This window comes from Mesorhizobium loti (genome assembly GCA_014189435.1).
Taxonomy (GTDB): Bacteria; Pseudomonadota; Alphaproteobacteria; order Rhizobiales; family Rhizobiaceae; genus Mesorhizobium; species Mesorhizobium loti_G.
Genome location: CP050293.1, coordinates 4,650,924 through 4,668,430 on the forward strand (window position 1 = coordinate 4,650,924; position 17,507 = coordinate 4,668,430).

Genomic DNA, 17,507 nt, shown 5'->3' on the forward strand with positions numbered 1-17,507 from the left:
ATGACCAAGCTTAAGCTCGGCACGATAGCCGACGACAAGCCGATCAAGGTGACGGTCGAGCTGCCCGGGCCGCTGCACCGGGACCTCATTGCCTATGCCGAGATCCTTGCCCGCGAAACGGGGCAGCCGGTTGCCGAACCAGTTAAGCTGATCGCTCCTATGGTGCAGCGCTTCATCGCCACGGATCGCGGCTTCGCCAAGGCTCGAAGAAAATCCTTTTAATGCAAACCCAACATTCGACCGCGGCCGCTTTTTACTGCCTTCAGCGCCATTGGCAGGCCTTGCGGTAACGGTTGGTCGGCGCGCGGGTCGCGGACCGGCTCGCAGTGAGGTCGGGCCTCGCAGCGTCATCACCCCCCGCGGAGCTACGCCGCCTACTCTGTTCCGAACTTCGTTTTTCGCAGTCGAGCTTCATGCTCGTGAGATCGAGTCAGTCCGAGCAGAAGCTTGAGAGCAGGATTCTGATTTGACACAGACCATACCATGCTCGATGATACCGTTTCTTCGCGACCAACGACAGGGAGGAAGCAAACTCCCGAATACGTGATACCGAGCGTCGAGTTTGTGGTCAGTGTGATTCCAAAACCCTTCGCAACCATATTGATCAAGTTCTCGCGGCCGACGCGCTGAACGGAGATCGTTGGGCGAAATCCCGGCTCGGATAACTGGCGCACGATATGGTCTTCGATCTCCGATCCTGCTGCATCAACGCTCACGAGGAAGGTTTGGTGCCTTAGATCATCCCAACTGACCGCGTCGAGAGTACAAAGCGCGTGAGCATCAGGGATCGCAGCATAAATTCTTTCCTGCCACAAAATTTCAGCCCGGCAACCGGGTAGTCTTGGATCGCCAGGCATGAAGGCGGCATCCAGTCGGCCGTTGAGCACAGCGCCGGAATTAACCTGCGCGGAAGCCTCGTCGAGCCTTATCTCGATCGCCGGAAACCGGCGATGGTAGCTACAAAGCAAATCCCCAAGATAGCCACTCGCCAGAGAAGCCATCAATCCAATCCGTAACTCGCCAGAATGACCACGTCGCGCAAGCGCGAGTGCATCGACAGCTTCCCTTAAATATTCCGCTCCGATTGTGGCCTCTCGCAGGAAACGTTCCCCTTCGGAAGTAGGGCGAGCGCCAGATCCAGTTCGGTCGAACAATGAGATTCCGATGCGGCGCTCTAATAGTTGGATGCGCCGGCTTACGGTAGACTGCGGGATATTGAGGACATCTGCGGTTCTTCGAAAGCTGCCATATTCCGCGACGAGAATCGCATATCGCAGATAGCGCAGGTCCAGTGAGAGGTCGGGCACGGTCGTTGCTTCCAAAACACGTTTTCGATCAGGGGGCGATCGCCCGCATCGCGAGTTACTGTGGGACTCGGTCGCCTCTAACCATTCCCGACCTAACTTCTCTCCCTGGGATTCATCGTTGGCGCGGTACGTCCGGCCTCGCACTCCGCAGCGCGTCCACTGGGCTATTTCACATGACTACCGAAACAACCGATGCCAGCCGGCGTCCTTGCGTCGTCCGATGCCCCCATACGTTCCAGGTCCCGATGCTTTGAAAAGCGCGGCCGCCAAGCCGCGGCTTTCCCATGTTGACTGCAGGCTGACACCGCAAGCGGGATCGGCGGCACCCACTTCGACCAAGGCACCCGCGCCACGGCACAGACGACGAGCTGTTGGCGTGCGAGCGGCAATGGTCCCACCCCGGCCGCCGGCTCGACCATGCGACAAAGGTCATTGACGTAGACCAAGACCGGCCCCTATTGGCGTCCGATGACTCGACTTCCTGGTAGTTTCTAAGGCGCCCGCAAAAGGTACCTTAGTGGAGGCGACCGGAACGGAAGGTCTAGCCGTAGCGGGTGCGGCTGCTCGACGTCGTTAGCTTACTGTCCGTCAGTTAAGTGTCGGGGGTCAGCGGCGAGGTTATCCGCGGAGGTCCCGGAAATCGCTTGCAAGCTGCCCGCGAGGATGGAGAGAGATCAGCCGGGGTTAGATGCAGCCCATCTGCCATTCTGTGTTCGACCGCCATAGCCATAGGCATCGCCGTCCACGGCGTGGACGAGAACATAGCTCTCCTCATGCAGTTGCCCGAGTAGGTCCTGCATGCGTTTGAACGCCGCGTTCACGAAGGCCGTGGTGTCTGCTTTAACATTTGTGCCCGCAGTGATTTTGATGTCGAGCCAAAAGGCCGACAAGCCCGCGTCGGTGGGGTGCTCGCCCGCAACGAACCAGCTTTCTGGCTCGGCCGCCTCGACGAGCACGGCAGTGACCTTAGGATCTTTGCCAAGTAGCTGCGCGCCTAGTTCGGCTGCGAGGGTCGCAACGCGCCCACGGAGCTCAGGTTGGGACTTTGGCGTGACATAACGGACTGTGATCATTGGCATCGGAGGCCTCCTTCAATGTGAATGAGTGACTTCTGCCACTTGATCATCCCATCGTAAACGCTATGATTGGCTATAACAATCATAGTGAATCACAATGATGCTTGATCTTGAATCGGTTCGACTTTTTGTCCTTGTGGTCGACTTAGGCAGCCTCACCCGCGCTGCGGAAGCGGCCGGCACGGTGCAGCCTGTAGTGAGCCAAAGGCTGAAGGCCCTTGAGGCGGCACTCGGACGAAAGGTACTCGAACGCACTCCTCGTTTCGTGCGCCTGACACAGGACGGAGCCATCTTTTTACCCCGCGCCAGGGACTTACTGTCGGCGCATGATGAAGCCACGCGATTTAGCGATGAACCCGCGTTCCGCTTCGCGATCGGGCTTAGTGACCATGCTTTGGGTCTCGGCGCGGGACAGGTTCTACGAAAGATCCGAGCCACACTTCCTCTTAACGCTTCGATTGAGGTCCGGGTTGGGATCTCGCAGTCTGTACTGCAGCTGTTTGATGATGGTGAAGTGGATGTGGCCGTCTTGCGGCGTGAGCGTGGCGGCGTCGGGGGTGAGGTTCTGGGAACCGATCCGTTAGGATGGCGCGCCGCGGATGGCTGGACACTCTCGCCGGGTCAGTCAGTGCCACTTGCGCTTCTTGGTGCACCTTGTGGCGTCCGCGCCACCGCGATCAAGCAACTGGAAAGCGCGCAGATTTCGTGGCGCGAATCCTTCACCGGCGGGAGTTGCGCAGCCCTGCTCGCGGGTGTGCAGGCCGGCATCGGCGTGGCGCCGATGGGACGGATAGCGTCGGGAGGCCTTCCAGATATCGGTCCCGCCTGCGGGCTCCCGACGATGCCCGCCTCAGAGATTGTTCTGTACGCACGGGCGAGTTCGCCCAAGGCTACACCGGCGATCCGAGGGCTCGCCGGCGCGGTTCAATCCAGCTTGAAATGAAACCTTCGAGTGACAATTGGACCGCTCCTTTGCCTAGTCGGGCGCCGTCGATCCACGAGCCATCTTTTCTAGACAGTCCCGGTCGTCCCTGTCGACGACGGCCCGCTCCCTCGGAGGGTCGGTGACATCGTCAGTCGAATTGGCTGCTTCTATATTCTTTGGGGGAACAACCGAACAGTCGACCAAAGTCCCGGGCGAGATGGGCCTGGTCAAAATAGCCTAAGTCGGAGGCGAGTTCGGCCAGTCGGAGAGGACTGCTTTCCGCCAAGAGCCGCGCAGCTTCCTGCAATCGGTATCGACGCAGTAGCCAAGTTGGCGAAACGCCAACATACTCATGAAAAAGGCGCTGCATGGACCGAAGGGTCATGCCCGCCTCTTTTGCTAGCGCATCCGCTCGCCTGGGGCCTCCCTGCCGCCGAACCCTGGCGACAATTGAGCATACCTCGTCAATAAGAGGATCTGGCATGGGAAGCCGCGGCATAAGCGTAGCTTCCGCCGCTTGCATCATATCTTCAAACGAAGCTTGGCATAACACCGCTTCCTCAACGCAGTGGTCAGGCTTACCAGTTAATGATTCAAGAGGCGCGGTCTTTCCCGTCATTTCTGCAACCGGGCCGTGAAGGAATGGGCGCAGCCCTCCCATCCGAAAGCGCAATCCTAGCGCCAGCCCATTTCCTCTAAGCAGTCGCCCGTGTTTCCCGCGCACAACGCCATAGAGAGCCGTTTCACCTGGGCAAATCAGCAAATGAGCGTTTGGGGACGGGAGAACATACTGTTCTTCAGGGGGCCGGTCCTCCAATCTCCATTCTATGATCCAGCAGTGATCGAAAAATGCGGCCAGCGTTGATGGGGGCGCCCGCCGCCGCACGTGTATGCGCCCCAAAGATCCTCGCGGGTCGATCACCCCCCGTGGCATCGCATGTTCGATGCGAGCGCTGTCGCGTTTTTCCAAGCCCATCATTTCCGCGTCATTTACGATCACCGTGACCAGTTGCCGACACAGCTGGAGTCGGTATTCAAACGATGAAATGGCTTTGTTCGATGGGGAAATTATGGCGTGGAATCTCAGTTGCGGCTTTGCTCTTCGGGTCGGCTGTATTTTTCAACAATACGACGATGTTCTCACCTCGCTCTGAGGGGGAAACCGACGCTGCTTGCGCACCGGGGGATGTCACAGCAATTCGATCGAACAAACCTGCGCAACGACACTTGCACAGCCTCTCGTATGTTGCCCCCGACACACGGGTATTTGGAGAACACAATCCCATCGATGCGGGCTAGCTTTGAGGCAGGGGCAGACATCGTCGAACTGGATGTGCACCCAACAACCGACGGGAAGTTCGCTGTCTTTCATGACTGGACGCTGGACTGCCGCACGAACGGCCACGGGGTTACCAGAGAGCACTCAATGGCGGAAATGAGGGAATTGGACGTCGGATACGGATACACGGCAGACGCAGGCAAGACCTTTCCCTTTCGAGGGAAAGGAGTTGGCATGATGCCGTCGCTGGACGAAGTGCTTGCAACGTTTCCTCGCAAGAGATTCCTGATAAACATCAAGAGCAATGATGCATCCGAGGGCGATCTGCTCTCTCAGGAACTTTCGCGCATTGCATCGGGCGATCTGGCAAGGCTTATGGTGTACGGTGGGGACAAGCCCATCGCCGCGCTGAGGCGCGCGCTCCCGGACATCAAAACGATGTCGCTTAGTTCACTAAAGGGATGCCTCATCCCCTATATTGCATATGGTTGGACTGGGGTTGTTCCTGCAGCTTGCAATAACATGGTCATCTTTGTACCCACAAATTTTGCAGGATGGCTGTGGGGTTGGCCTAACGTTTTTCTAAACAGGATGGCTTCGGCCAACAGCCTGGCCTTCTTGGTGGGACCTTATCACGGCGGAGAGTTTTCGACAGGCATTGATACTCGAGATCAGGTTCTCGCCTTGCCTGGGCATTACTCTGGTGGGGTGCTTACAAACGAACTAGAAGTTGTCGGTCCGGAGCTGAGGACAAGGCTCCAGTCGGCGCGTTGAGCAGCTTCTCATAAGGGCTCCATTCGTAGCAAAAGGTCGATTGAGTCCAATTGGATCTCTGATTGCTCTCCGCCGACGGCATTGGCATTGGTGAGATCCATGCGAATCTTTCTGACTGGCGCAAGCGGCTATATCGGTCTGCACGTATTGTGCGAACTCCTTACGGCCGGCCATGAGGTCACCGCTCTGGTGCGGTCGCCTTTGAAGCTGGGATCTTACGCGCACGCCCCTAACCTGCGAATTGTGACGGCTGACCTCGCGCGACAACATCAGGTCCTACGGGCGCTGGCTGGGCACCATGTTTGCGTGCATGTTGCGCTCGTCTGGGGCCAGCCGGACGAAGAGCTTGAGCTCAGGGACACGGTGTTTTCCGCGAAGCTTTTCGACGCAGCGGGAAAAGCCGGCATAGCCCGTTGCATTTTCATGTCTTCGGTAGCAGTGCATCGCCCATTCGCGGAAGAGATGTCCGACGATGAGCGGCTCTCGGCGACTGACTACTACGGTGCCACAAAGGCAGCCGGCGAGCTTTTCCTCCGCGCGGCATGCACGGAACATCAGATGACTGGGATCGTCATCCGTCCGGGGCCGGTCGTCGGTCTGCCCGCATTTTCAGGAGGCTCCTTTCGCAGCGACCACCGCCTTGCTGGGATGGTAGCCTCCGCGATGGAAGCACGTCCACTCGAGGTCCTGGCGGGAGACGGACGCCAACTGTCGGATGTGGCGACAGTCGCCAAGGTCACACGCATGCTCGCCAGCGCTGATAATCCGCATCCGGTCTACATCTGCGTTGACCGTGCGATTTTCACTTGGGAGTGGATTGCGCAAAAGATAGTGGCGTGCGTGGGTTCGTCAAGCGAGGTGCGGGTCCTTCCACCAATCGGCGAACGTCCAATCCCTCGTTTTTGCCCCGCGCGAATCGAGGAACTTCTTGGTGGGCCGAGCGACGCGAGCGGTGCTCTGACGGAGCACATACTCCACCTGATGCAATCTTCGGCTGGCTAGTCCGAGGGACAATATCGGCGAGCCCAGTCAAGCGGAAGACTACAACTACCTAGGGCAAGTCGGCAGTGCAGCGAGCTACATTTCGGTACCAGTTATTTTTCACATCTTCTTTCAAGACACCTGTTACACGCGAATTTGGCTTACTTGGCTTATGGCTTCTTCGCATGTCTGGACTCTTGGCATAACTCAGCCGCACAGAGACATCTTCTAGGACTACTAACGACGGGATGGGTTAGGTCATGACGGATATCGCGATCCTCGGAGTAGGAGCAATCGGGGGAACAGTCGCGGCATATCTGAGCGAAAAGCCCCCTCATAGGATCACTTTATGCGCGCGCTCCATATTTTCGGAGCTGATTGTCGAAACCGCTGAAGGGCGTAAGTCTATCGCACCTCGGATACTGAACTCGCCCGGTCGCGGTGAGGTGATGGATTGGGTGATAGTTGCGACCAAGGCCTATGATGTGACAAGCACGGAGCCTTGGCTCTTGGGTCTCGTTGGCCCGAAAACGCGTGTTGCCATATTACAGAATGGTGTTGAGCACGTCGCGCTGCAACGCGACAATTACGGTGTCCGTCTATCGACAATTAAACTGGCATATTTGGACAGTCGCCGAGTAGCGACAAGACGTCTATCTTTCTAATTGTCGTTTGACAAGGGGAGTCTTAGCGACAATCATTTTAATTGTCGCTGGCTGTTTATGATAGTGGCGTGAGTAATTGTCGCTAGCTATTGTCCCAGCGACGATTACAGCCCATGCGATGATGTGTTGCTGTTAAAGCCTAAGCCAAGATGGGAGTTTCCTCGTTGGTGGCTCGCCGGGCGGCGGAGCGCTCTCGATAACTTTCGCCATTCATTTCTATGATCGTGGCGTGATGGACCAATCTGTCCACCGCCGCCGCGGTCATGGCGGCGTCCGGGAAAACGGTGCTCCATGCTGAAAATGCATGATTGGCGGTGATGGCGATGCTGTGCCGTTCGTATCGATGCGCGATGAGTTCGAACAGGACGCTGGTCTCGGCTTGATCCTTCCTGACATAGGAAAGGTCGTCGAGTACGATGAGGTCGAACTTATCGAGCTTCTCAAGGGCGCCGATCAGGGAAAGGTCGCGACGCGCAGTCTGCAGCCTTTGAACGATGTCGATGGTACGCGTGAACAAGGCCCGCTTTCCAGCATCGATAAGAGCATGGCAGATGGCCGCGATAGCGTGACTTTTGCCTGTGCCGCTTTTGCCGAACAACAGGAGGTTGTCGCCGTTCTTGATCCAGTCTCCGCCGGCGCCGAGGGACAGAAGTTGCTGTTTGCGCACGCCTGGTGCGGCGTCGAAATCGAAGCTGGCGAAGGTTTTGCCAGCCGGCGCTTCGGATTGATCGCGATGACGCTGGATGCGGCGTGAGGTGCGCTCGGCGACCTCGATCTCCATCAGCGCAGCGATGGTTTTTTGGGCTGGCCAGCCGTCGCGGTCGGCAGTGTCGGCGATGCGCCGCCAATTGCGCACGATGCTGGGCAGGCGCAGTTCGGTCAGCAAGGAGGAGAGGAGGGCTGCGTCGGTCATGGCCGTACCTCGCAAGCCGAGGGCAGAAGCCGATCGTAGGCTTCAAGATTTGGCTCTGGGATGGCGACCTCGCTCGACGAGTTCGGTTTGCTCGCGAACTCGATCTCAAGTTTGGCGAGGTCAGGCAGCCGGCCGGCGTCCAGGATTGCGTCGAGACGATCGGCCAAGGTGATCTCAATGGCTTCGCAGGTCGAGGCCATTGCCAGCAAAGCGACCATTGACCGGCAGGCGTCTCTGGGCGGCAGGGCTTCGTCCAGAGCGGTCCAGGCGCGAGCGTAGGCTGCGCGCGGGAAGAGTGCTTCGCGGTAGACGAGGTATCGGAGGGCTTGCGGCTTGCGCCGCAGTGTACCGATCAGATGATGATAATCGATCGAGTGGCCGCGTGCTCGGTCGGTCCGTGCGCGGGTCATGCGCATGACCGGGTCGGGGCCGAGGAAGCATTCCAGCCGGTCATCGAAGAGACGCACTTCGATCTTGTTGCCGATGAGCCGGGACGGAACGGAATAGAGGATCCGATCGACATTGATGGTGCTGTTGCGTGTCACCTTCGCCGTCACCATCGCGAAGTCGGTGGTTCGGCGCTTGGGCAGAGTTTTGAGCGTCTCGCGCTCGGCCGCGACGGCCTTGGCGCGGCGGGCGTTGTGACGATCGCAGACGCCACTGACGAAGGCTCGATAGGCTTCAAGGCTGTCGAAATCTCGGCTTCGGCGGCGCCGGAGCCTCTGGTCGAGGCGGATCTTGATGTGGCCGTTGGCGGCTTCGATGCTACCGTTCTCATTGGCGACGCCGGGATTGTTGCGGGTGGGCTCCATGCCGTAGTGTCGGCACAGGTCGCCATAACGCTTGGTAAAATCGCGTTCGGCGTCGCGGTCGAGGTTTTTGAAAGCAGCCGACAGCGAGTCAGTCCGGTGTTCGCGCGGGACGCCGCCCAGCTTCCAAAGCGCATCCTGCAGGCCTTCGGCGACAGCTGAAAAGCTTTCGCCGCCGAGAATGACTCGCGCATGTTCCCAGCCGCTACAGGCCAGCCGGAAATGATAGAGGCGGTGCGGGAAAGGCTCGCCGGCAATGGTGACGCCGAGGCTGTCCGTGACGGTGAAATCGGACAGCGCCTGGCGGCCGGGATCATGGCGCTGAGGGAAGAAGACCTCCTTGTCTTCGCCGTGAAGGGCGCGCCATTTGGCGATGCGACGCTCCAGCGTGCGGCGGACGCTGTCGGGAAGAGCGTCAAGGCCGAGTTCATCCTGGAGGTCCTCGAAGATCGTCACGGCCATGACACCTGGTATCCCCAGCATCTCCAATACCCGGGGCCAGACGTCCGTCAGTGGGTCGGTGCGAGTTCGCCAGGTTCGCGGCTGCTTCTTTTGAGACGGCAAACGCGGGTCTTTGTCTATGCGGCGTGCGGTGCGCGCGCTAAAGCCGGCGCTGGCTGCGGCGGCATCCTTGCTTTGGTGTCGGGAACGGGAGGTCATGTAGAGCATCACCTGGCAGTCGGTCACATGAAGGTTTGGCATCGAGCTCAAATCGTTGGTTGATTGAGCTGCGATACCACCCTCGACGCCGAACGGCTGGCCCACCCTGAAGGGGGGGCTTGAAATCGCCGCCGTCCGCCAGTGCCGCTTTCCGGTCGGGGCTCCGCCCCTCCCTTCAAACGGCGCTGGCGGACGCCCTAACCGGCCAAGATAATTGTCGTCGAACTGGCCAACTTAATTGTCGCCGCGCATCGCGCGTTTTGCTCCCTACCTGGCGGAGTCGATGATTGTACCCGTCGTGGTCGACATGCCAGTTGAGCGATTGGGCCCGGGACATTTCCGCCAAGGCCGGACCGGTCGACTCGTGGTCGCTACCAGCACGCACGGCGAGGAGTTCTCTTCCTTGTTCCGGGGTACCAATATTCATGTCGAGACGACGACAGACTTTATTTCAGAAGCGTGGAGAAAGCTTGCTCACAATTGCGCGGGAGCTGTACCGGCTTTGCTCATGAAGCCCGCGTCCATCGTTCGCAGCGCCCCCATTGCCGCCATAATGCGCGAACTTGTTGAGGAGTGTGTCGCTGTCGGACGTGCTGAGGGCGCGTCTTTCGACGCCGACTTTGCCGACCGGGTTCTGAACCGTTATCGCGACGGTCCGCCAGGAGCGATCAACTCACTTCATGCTGATCGGATCGCCGGCAAACCATTGGAGATTGATGCACGGAACGGCGCCGTCGTGCGGTTTGGACAAAAGCATGGCATTTCGACCCCCGCAAACCGGATCTTCGTTGGCCTGCTCCTGGGGAGCACCGTGTGAACCGCAACGCTTTCCAACGCGCGAAGGGCCCCCTACTCCTTCATCTTAGTGGCTCCGAGCACAAGAATGGGTGGCCGCCGCAATTCTTTAGCTAACTCGGGTCGCTTCGCCAACGCTTCCTCAACCGGCCGGGGTTCCCCGAGGTGGTCTAGTCGAAACCCGGCGGCCAATAAAGTCGACACATAGGTTTCGATTGTTCTGTGGAATTTTGTGACACCTTCTACAAACCAGTTGGTTTCTCGCTTCCCCTCGTCCTGGTAGCGGTCCACAGGCCAATGCTGCGCGTCGCCGGCACTTCCATTGACCCAGCCCACTGGATTAGCCGTGCAGATCGGATGCTCCACCGAGAAAACAAAGGCGCCTTCGGGCTCTAAAGCTCGAAAGATGCGCCGGACGGCCGCCTCATAGTCAGAAACATAATGCAACGCCATCGATGAGACTATGAGGTCGAACGAGCGTGATGCGAACGTAGCGTCTTCGATCCCGTTCACCAGGTAAGTTATCCCTGGGTCGTTCGTCAATTGAGCTGCTTCGGCAATCATGCTTTTCGAAGCGTCGATGGCAACAACAGAAACTGCACCAGCGCCGCGAGCAAAGCGCGCAAAATCGCCAAAACCGCATCCGAGATCCAGCACCCGGAGGCCCCCGAGTTCAGGCAGAACGGCACGCAGAGCTGGGACTTCCAAAGCCCCATTTAAACCGGTGTCGTTTCGCCTAAGAGCTTTGTAGCCTGCGAAAAAAACGGGATTATCATAAATGTTCTGCTGCATATCTTGCCTCGTACGGTATTTACATCAACCGCTTGCTATTTGCGCGGACGGTCCGCGAATGGTTTCTTTGAGAAAGATGTCCGCGCCCACATCATCCACATGTCAGGCGCACGTCGGCTACGGCTATGCACCAGCTGCAAATGATTTCGAAACCACTTTCATAGCTAGGGCGAGATCCTCCGAGCATGGAGCCCCGGACGGATCCAGCACGTTTTTGGCGATCTGCTGGATGCGAGTCATCACCTCAACCGGTCGTACCGGTAGATCTGCCCTCGAAAGCGCCCATTCGCGGGATAATGTCGGCCTCCACCTTGTTAGACGCCAGCGAGGCGCTTCCGGTTTCTCACTGAGACAGCATGGCCGACGTTCTGGTGTCCAGTCTCATCATTTCAATGAACGCCACCAGTGCAGCCGGGGGCTGCCGTCTACCTGAATAATAAAGAAAGAAGCCTTGATACGTGGGGCACCAAGGTTGAAGTGTGCGGACCAGAAGTCCCGAAGCCGCCGCTTCACGAATGTCATGCTCATTCGTGTAGGCGATGCCGACACCATCAAGCGCCGCTGCAAGCATTAGGTCAGGATCGTCGAGCACGACCGGTCCGTTGACGGCAACGCTAAACACTCGACCCTCTTGCTCGAACTCCCACCGATAAAGTTCGCCACTCGCGATCTGGCGATAGCCAATGCATTGGTGCTCAAGCAGATCTCGGGGGGTTTGGGGTGGTGAAAAGCGGGCAAAGTAATCAGGAGATGCGACGACGGCCGTTCGCAGATCGGTCGTGATCCGCACCGCGATCATATCCCTGTCGAGGCTTTCGCCTAACATTACAGTTGCGGTTTAGATTTCAGATGAGCTCGTCGAGCGGCCGCCTGATGGGCGCGCCTCCAGCATGACCATGCGATGACGTAGGCGGGTTTTATGCGACGCTGGGCGAGTCTGATGGCGATGCGCCGGACTTCCTGGATAGACCAGCGGATCAAATCCTGATGGTCGGCATCCGCGGTCTTTTTTGGGGCGTCACGTCATTGGCGCGGTATCGGATCACCGCCATCATGGCGAAGGCCAGCATGACGAGGGAGACGTGGCGATGCCAGCCATGCCATGACCGGGTTTCGTTGTGATCGAGTCCGAGCTCGTTCTTGGCGGTCTCGAAGCTGTCTTCGATCGCCCAGCGATGGCCTTCAACGGAAACGAGCGTCTGGATGCCCGTCCCGGCCGGGCACCATGTGGTGAAGAATGCGAGATCACCGTCGCTGATATTGCGCCGGATTAGGAGGCCACGGGTCCAAAGCCCCGATTTCGTCTCGTTATATTCGTCGGCATCGAGATCGGCGAGTTCGCAGTAGGCCCAGTCATGAAGCCGCGCGCCTTTGGTGCCCTCACCGGCGGAAAGACGCTGCCATGCAGTTGGATCAAGATCACGGGCGATCTCCTGAGCTGTGCCGGCGACCGGAGGCTTACCCGACCAGGAGCCGAAATGGTGGTCCGATTTGACCCCAAGAACGTAGCCTTTGCAGGCTCGGCGCAGGGTTCCTTCGACGTCCCCGACGCCATACACCGCATCTGCGGCCACCCATGAAAACGGCACATCGGCTGCCAGCGCACGCCGTATCATATCGACAGCCAAGCCTGGCTTGGTAGCGAAGGCTATAGCCTCAGGAACATGGGTTGCTGCAAGCCTTGCCCGATCTCCGGTCCAGCTTTTGGGCAAGTACAAGGCCCGGTCGATAAAGGCATGACCGCGAGCGGACACATAGGCGGCGAACACACCGATCTGGCAGTTCGTTATCTTGCCTGCCGAACCTGTATATTGACGCGCAACACCGCACGACGTCTTGCCCTGCTTGAGGAAGCCCGTCTCGTCGATGACCAGGACCGCATCATCCGTGGCGAGGTTTTCTACAACATACTCTCGCACGATGTCGCGAAGTGCGTCCGCGTCCCAACGCCCGCGACCCAGAACGGCTTGTTGCCGCCACGGGCCGGGGTCACCGGCCGCCTCAGCGCGCATCCAACCTGTCTTACGCCGCTCGTCACCCAGCAGGCCGTCCAGGAAGAGGTTCGCAGAGGCTGCAACTCGCTCCTGCGTAAACAGTCCGCGCATGCGAGCCTTCACGTCACGCAGCGATGATGCCCAAAGCTCAAGCGTCGTCTCGATTGATGCACCTGTCATCCATGACCTCCGAATCATGGAGACCCATAGATTCAGACCGTAGATAAATATGCAACTGTAATGCTAACCTAATACCGGCGTCGAAACCATCCCGGATGATGTCTACGAAGTTGTTCGACGCGGCAATTTCTAAAACGACATCGGGATATCTGTCCGCGAAAGCCCGGAATCTCGGAGCAATAATGCTGGCGATAACGGTGCGCGGAACGCTTAGACGAATCCTCCCGACCGGATGTTCCCGGAAAGCATTTATCGACTCGACGGCCGTCTCGATACTGGCGAACGCTGGCGCGATTTGCCGCAGCAATGTTTGACCTGCCTCCGTCAAAGAGACTGTACGCGTCGTGCGATGTATCAGCCTCACCCCCAGTCTTCCTTCGATGGCCCGAAGAGAATGAGAGAGCGTCGAAGGCTTTAGGTTAAGCCGGGCGGCTGCGCGACGGAAGCTGCCTTCCTCGGCGATCGCCACGAAAGCCGCCAGTTCTCCGAAATCACCGCTTTTCATGATTGATGAATTTAAGCCATCACCACGTGCGATGCAAGCTCGCTTATGCCCATCAATGGAAGACTGTAGATCATGTACGGCTGCGAGCCAGTGAACCGCCGAAATCACGGCGTACAGACAAGGGAGAATAAAATGACCACCCAACAGCCAAAATCGACGCCACTGCAGCTAAGCAATCGCGTCGCCATTATTTCTGGTGGAGGCACCGGCATCGGCCGAGCCGCAGCACTAGCGTTCACGCAGCAGGGAGCTAAGGTCACGCTAGCCGGTCGCCGATCCAAAGAAATTCAGGAAGTTGCCGACGAAATAACGGCAGCAGGCGGAGAAGCGCTGCCACTCGTCACCGACGTTACAAAGGAACCCGATATCCAACGCCTCGTAAACGAGACGATGGCGCATTACGGGCGCCTGGACATCGCCTTCAACAACGCCGGCATCCTCGGGAGTTTCCGGCCGATCACGGAGCAAACAAGCGCCGACTTTGACGCCGTGATCGCCACGAATCTGCGCGGCGTCTGGCTCTCAATGAAATACCAGATTGAAGCTTTTCTGGCGCAGGGCGTTGCGGGGACGATAGTCAACACCTCGTCCTGGTTGACGCACGGTGCACTCGCCGGGTCGTCCGCCTATTCGGCCAGCAAAGGCGCGCTTGATGCGATGATCCGGGCACTCGTCCTTGAATATGGGCCAAAAGGTATTCGCATCAACAATATCAATCCAGGGATCATTGATACCCCAATGGCGCGCGGTGGTTGGAATGACGAAGCCGCTTTTCGCCCTTTTGTGGAACATACTCCGGCAAAGCGGGCGGGATTGCCAGAAGACGCGGGCGACGTGGCTGTGTGGCTGTCGACGGATCAGGCGCGTTTTGTAACCGGCCAGAGTATCCTCGTTGACGGGGGCTACACAATCGCAGGCTTGCGTGTGCGGGACGACGCATACTGAACCGCGCCGCGAGCAAAGCGCGCCAAATCGCCAGAACCGCATCCGTAGCGAGAGTCTCTACGGCTAGGACAACGCCCGCGCGCGAGCATTGTCTTAGTCAGAGCGACGCCGAAGAGGACATGATGCCGCGAGAACGTGTCTTCCGCCACTACAATTGGCTTAGCGGATCACGGCTGATGCGTAAGGCGGGCAATTCTTCTATTGATCGGATACATCCCGCGCATGTCAGTCTGGATCCCCTAAATGGCTGAAGCTGTAAGATCTGTGAATTTGGCGGACTTGTCATTCTATGCCGAATTCAATCCGCTGGATCGGCACAGAGGGATCACTGACCACCTTTTTGTTCTCAAGGACAAAGGAAGACTGACGGGGGCGGACGCGGCATTGTTTGCGTCTCCATTCAGTGAAGTTGCTCTGATAGGCTCGCGATGCGCCAATTTTGAAACAAGCCAAAGCGAAACAGTAACATGGCGGGCAACTCATACCTCAGCACGGTTCGGCCGACGGCAGCGGCCGTGTGCTTTTCACGGCTGGATCATCGGCTTCCGGTGTCGCCCGTTAGATGCTGCCATCGGAACTGATCAACTCATGCGATATGTTCCGATCGAAGCCCTCGCTAACAGCACGCGCAGTGAGGCGTTGGATACGGTCGTCAACATGCTTGACGATTGGCTCGATCGGCTTTCCGACGCAGGGCTTCTTAAGCCATCTTTGGCCGTAGTGCCGTCCTGTGCCGCATCCCAAAAACTCAATGGAAATGTACGTACCTTGGCTGAAGCGATCAGCATCGCTCCACGTACGCTGCAGCGGCGTTTCCGTGGTGCTGTGGGTATGCCGCCAAAAAAATACCTAACGGTCGCGCGCTTCACCAGAGCCCTTAGGCGGATCGTAGAAGATGATGCACGCTTGGCATCAATCGCCCTGGACTCTGGCTACGCGGATCAAGCCCATCTGACTGTCGACTTCACGAAGCATTGCGGATCATCTCCGAGCCGCTTTCGCCAACGAGCAGCTCGACAAAAGTCCCAGGAGATTGTCCGATTTATCAAAGAACCTGCTCTGGGAGGCCGGTTACGTCTGGCTATCTGCGACGCAAAACCAAACGATGGTGATTCAGATGGCCACGACATTTCTCCCGAAGGACCTAAATTACATGAGCCGCGTCCGGAAGTCGTTCAGTCGTCAAACGGTGATGGCAACGTTAGGTGTGGAGATCGAGAGGCTGGAGGCAGGAGAAGTTGATCTGAGAATGGCGTACGACGCCAAATTTTCCCAGCAACACGGTTTTATGCATGCTGGCATTATCACGACCGCGCTCGACTCAGCTTGCGGATACGCGGCGTTTTCTCTCATGGCTGAGCATGCGGCGATTCTGACGGTGGAATTCAAAACGAACCTTATTGCCCCGGCCAAGGGAGAATATTTTCTATTTCGAGCAACGGTGATCAAACCAGGTCGCACCATTACGATCTGCGACGCCCGGGCCTACGCAGTGCAGGCGGGGCAGGAAACGCTCGTCGCTACAATGACAGGCACGCTCATGGCGGTGGTCGGCCGCGAAGGGATTTCTCACTAAGGCGCGTATAAGCAAAGCTTACCTGCAGGGGCCAGGCGGGGTCAGTTCTCTACGCTAATAAACCGGAAGCGACTTGGTAGATGAGATTCCTAAATACTTTGTATTCAATCTCATACGCCGAAAACGCGTGCTATCCGGCAGCACGGATGAGCCTGGGCTGAAACCTGTGACAACTAAGTCAGAGTGTAGCTTGATAGGCCAATGCTCGATTACGCGCTGACAGATGATCGGTTCGATTGAAGTTCCTATCCGCATGCAGAGGCTAAAAGTTGCGACTTCTATGCAAGTTGCAGGTGAAGCAAGCTCCGCTCCCTCAGAAACGTGAGGCTAATGTTAGCGAGAACGCTCGATTCCAGGCATAGCGGCAATGTGGTCGTCAAGAAAATCTATGAGCAGCCGAACCCGTGCAATGGTGGCGCGCTCCGGCACGATTAGCATGCTCAGCGGCACCGGCGGGGGAAATATCCTGGCAGGATCACCTCGAGCCGCCCCTCGGCCAAAAGATCATCTACAAGCCATCGATGCGCCGGCGCGACACCGCGCCCGGCTACAAGCGCCTCCCGCGCGGCTAGCCCGTGGTCGACCCGAAGCCCTCCACCGAAAGGTATCTCGTGGCGTTCGCCGGTCGAGGTCAGCAGCACCAACGTGTCGCTTCCAGCGATATTCGACATTCGGATACCTTCATGGTCGCGCAGATTCTGCGGACTAGATGGCCTTCCGGCCCTTGCGAGATAGGACGGCGCCGCCACCATAAGCCGTTTCGATCGGCCGAGAACTCGCAATTTCATGGAGCTGTCGCTGAGCGGCCCGAGCCGAATGGCGACGTCGACGCCCTCACGCAGCAGGTCGATCCGTTCGTCAGAGAGGCTCAGGTCGATAACGATATCGGGGTATCTGTCCTGAAAAGCGAAGATCAGGCGGCTGATGTGCAATACGCCGAGAGCGGCTGTGCATGAAATCCGGACAGTACCAAGCGAGAATCCCCCCGAGCCGCGCGCCTCATCGCCGGCCAGCTCCACAAGGCGGAGTATCTGGATGCAGTTGGCATAATAGCCTCTCCCCTCCTCAGTGAGCGTGACGCGGCGCGTGGTCCTGCTAAGCAAAGGTACACCGACTGCCTCCTCGAGTTCGCGCAGGTGGCGTGTAACGGTTGACTGCCCAGTTCCGAGCTCACGGGCGACCGCCGAAAGACTACCCCGTTCGGCAACCCGGACGAAGGTCCGCATGCGATCGAAAGTGACTTCCGATTTATCCATTATTCGGCAGAATGTTATCCATTTCGCATATCTAGCGCATTACTCTAATTGGGTCCATCTCAAGGTCAATTCCAA

The 17,507-nt window shown here is 58.1% G+C and carries 17 protein-coding genes and 1 pseudogene; 8 read left to right on the forward strand and 10 right to left on the reverse strand.

Annotated elements, in window-relative coordinates:
- Complete coding sequence (locus HB777_22405) at positions 1-222, forward strand: DUF2274 domain-containing protein (protein QND66393.1); 222 nt, start codon at positions 1-3, stop codon at positions 220-222.
- Between the two features lie 152 nt (positions 223-374).
- On the opposite strand, the gene HB777_22410 is transcribed toward HB777_22405, so the two are convergent.
- Both HB777_22410 and HB777_22415 read right to left on the reverse strand, forming a co-directional pair.
- On the reverse strand, positions 375-1,307 hold the full coding sequence (locus tag HB777_22410) for a LysR family transcriptional regulator (GenBank protein QND66394.1): 933 nt from the start codon (positions 1,305-1,307) through the stop codon (positions 375-377).
- A 674-nt stretch (positions 1,308-1,981) separates the two neighbouring features.
- Positions 1,982-2,386, reverse strand: coding sequence for a 4-oxalocrotonate tautomerase family protein (locus HB777_22415; protein QND66395.1), 405 nt, complete (start codon positions 2,384-2,386; stop codon positions 1,982-1,984).
- A gap of 97 nt (positions 2,387-2,483) precedes the next feature.
- On the opposite strand from HB777_22415, the gene HB777_22420 reads away from it, so the two are divergent.
- Positions 2,484-3,326, forward strand: coding sequence for a LysR family transcriptional regulator (locus tag HB777_22420; protein ID QND68870.1), 843 nt, complete (start codon positions 2,484-2,486; stop codon positions 3,324-3,326).
- A 130-nt stretch (positions 3,327-3,456) separates the two neighbouring features.
- On the opposite strand, the gene HB777_22425 is transcribed toward HB777_22420, so the two are convergent.
- Positions 3,457-3,927 carry an AraC family transcriptional regulator gene (locus HB777_22425; GenBank protein ID QND66396.1) on the reverse strand — a complete coding sequence of 157 codons (471 nt, stop codon included), beginning with the start codon at positions 3,925-3,927 and terminating at the stop codon, positions 3,457-3,459.
- Between the two features lie 567 nt (positions 3,928-4,494).
- On the opposite strand from HB777_22425, the gene HB777_22430 reads away from it, so the two are divergent.
- From HB777_22430 to HB777_22440, 3 genes are all read left to right on the forward strand, one after another.
- Complete coding sequence (locus tag HB777_22430) at positions 4,495-5,361, forward strand: glycerophosphodiester phosphodiesterase (protein ID QND66397.1); 867 nt, start codon at positions 4,495-4,497, stop codon at positions 5,359-5,361.
- 99 nt (positions 5,362-5,460) lie between these two features.
- Complete coding sequence (locus HB777_22435) at positions 5,461-6,363, forward strand: NAD(P)-dependent oxidoreductase (GenBank protein ID QND66398.1); 903 nt, start codon at positions 5,461-5,463, stop codon at positions 6,361-6,363.
- A gap of 239 nt (positions 6,364-6,602) precedes the next feature.
- The gene (locus HB777_22440; GenBank protein QND66399.1) at positions 6,603-7,007 is read left to right on the forward strand and encodes a hypothetical protein; all 405 of its coding nucleotides are present in this window, start codon (positions 6,603-6,605) and stop codon (positions 7,005-7,007) included.
- Positions 7,008-7,146: 139 nt separating this feature from the next.
- Here the strand turns inward: HB777_22440 and HB777_22445 are convergent, their stop codons facing one another.
- Together HB777_22445 and HB777_22450 are read right to left on the reverse strand one after the other, a co-directional pair.
- A complete protein-coding gene (locus HB777_22445; GenBank protein QND66400.1) occupies positions 7,147-7,920 on the reverse strand; it encodes an ATP-binding protein in 774 nt (257 codons plus the stop codon).
- Complete coding sequence (locus HB777_22450) at positions 7,917-9,389, reverse strand: IS21 family transposase (GenBank protein ID QND68871.1); 1,473 nt, start codon at positions 9,387-9,389, stop codon at positions 7,917-7,919. Before HB777_22450 ends, HB777_22445 begins: the two co-directional genes overlap by 4 nt.
- Before the next feature lie 238 nt (positions 9,390-9,627).
- On the opposite strand from HB777_22450, the gene HB777_22455 reads away from it, so the two are divergent.
- On the forward strand, positions 9,628-10,206 hold the full coding sequence (locus HB777_22455) for a hypothetical protein (GenBank protein ID QND66401.1): 579 nt from the start codon (positions 9,628-9,630) through the stop codon (positions 10,204-10,206).
- A gap of 32 nt (positions 10,207-10,238) precedes the next feature.
- On the opposite strand, the gene HB777_22460 is transcribed toward HB777_22455, so the two are convergent.
- The 4 genes from HB777_22460 to HB777_22475 all read right to left on the reverse strand — a co-directional run bounded on the left by HB777_22460 (position 10,239) and on the right by HB777_22475 (position 13,655).
- Positions 10,239-10,976, reverse strand: coding sequence for a class I SAM-dependent methyltransferase (locus HB777_22460; GenBank protein QND66402.1), 738 nt, complete (start codon positions 10,974-10,976; stop codon positions 10,239-10,241).
- Between the two features lie 343 nt (positions 10,977-11,319).
- Complete coding sequence (locus HB777_22465; GenBank protein ID QND66403.1) at positions 11,320-11,802, reverse strand: hypothetical protein; 483 nt, start codon at positions 11,800-11,802, stop codon at positions 11,320-11,322.
- A 151-nt stretch (positions 11,803-11,953) separates the two neighbouring features.
- Positions 11,954-13,168 carry an IS701 family transposase gene (locus HB777_22470; GenBank protein QND66404.1) on the reverse strand — a complete coding sequence of 405 codons (1,215 nt, stop codon included), beginning with the start codon at positions 13,166-13,168 and terminating at the stop codon, positions 11,954-11,956.
- Positions 13,119-13,655, reverse strand: coding sequence for a LysR family transcriptional regulator (locus HB777_22475; GenBank protein QND68872.1), 537 nt, complete (start codon positions 13,653-13,655; stop codon positions 13,119-13,121). Before HB777_22475 ends, HB777_22470 begins: the two co-directional genes overlap by 50 nt.
- A gap of 132 nt (positions 13,656-13,787) precedes the next feature.
- Here HB777_22475 and HB777_22480 point away from each other — a divergent pair, with 132 nt between their 5' ends.
- Together HB777_22480 and HB777_22485 are read left to right on the forward strand one after the other, a co-directional pair.
- Positions 13,788-14,600, forward strand: a complete 813-nt coding sequence (locus HB777_22480) for an SDR family oxidoreductase (GenBank protein ID QND66405.1) — start codon at positions 13,788-13,790, stop codon at positions 14,598-14,600.
- A 1,117-nt stretch (positions 14,601-15,717) separates the two neighbouring features.
- Complete coding sequence (locus HB777_22485; GenBank protein QND66406.1) at positions 15,718-16,176, forward strand: PaaI family thioesterase; 459 nt, start codon at positions 15,718-15,720, stop codon at positions 16,174-16,176.
- A 333-nt stretch (positions 16,177-16,509) separates the two neighbouring features.
- Here the strand turns inward: HB777_22485 and HB777_22490 are convergent.
- Positions 16,510-17,432, reverse strand: a pseudogene (locus HB777_22490) (LysR family transcriptional regulator).
- Positions 17,433-17,507: the final 75 nt, after the last annotated feature.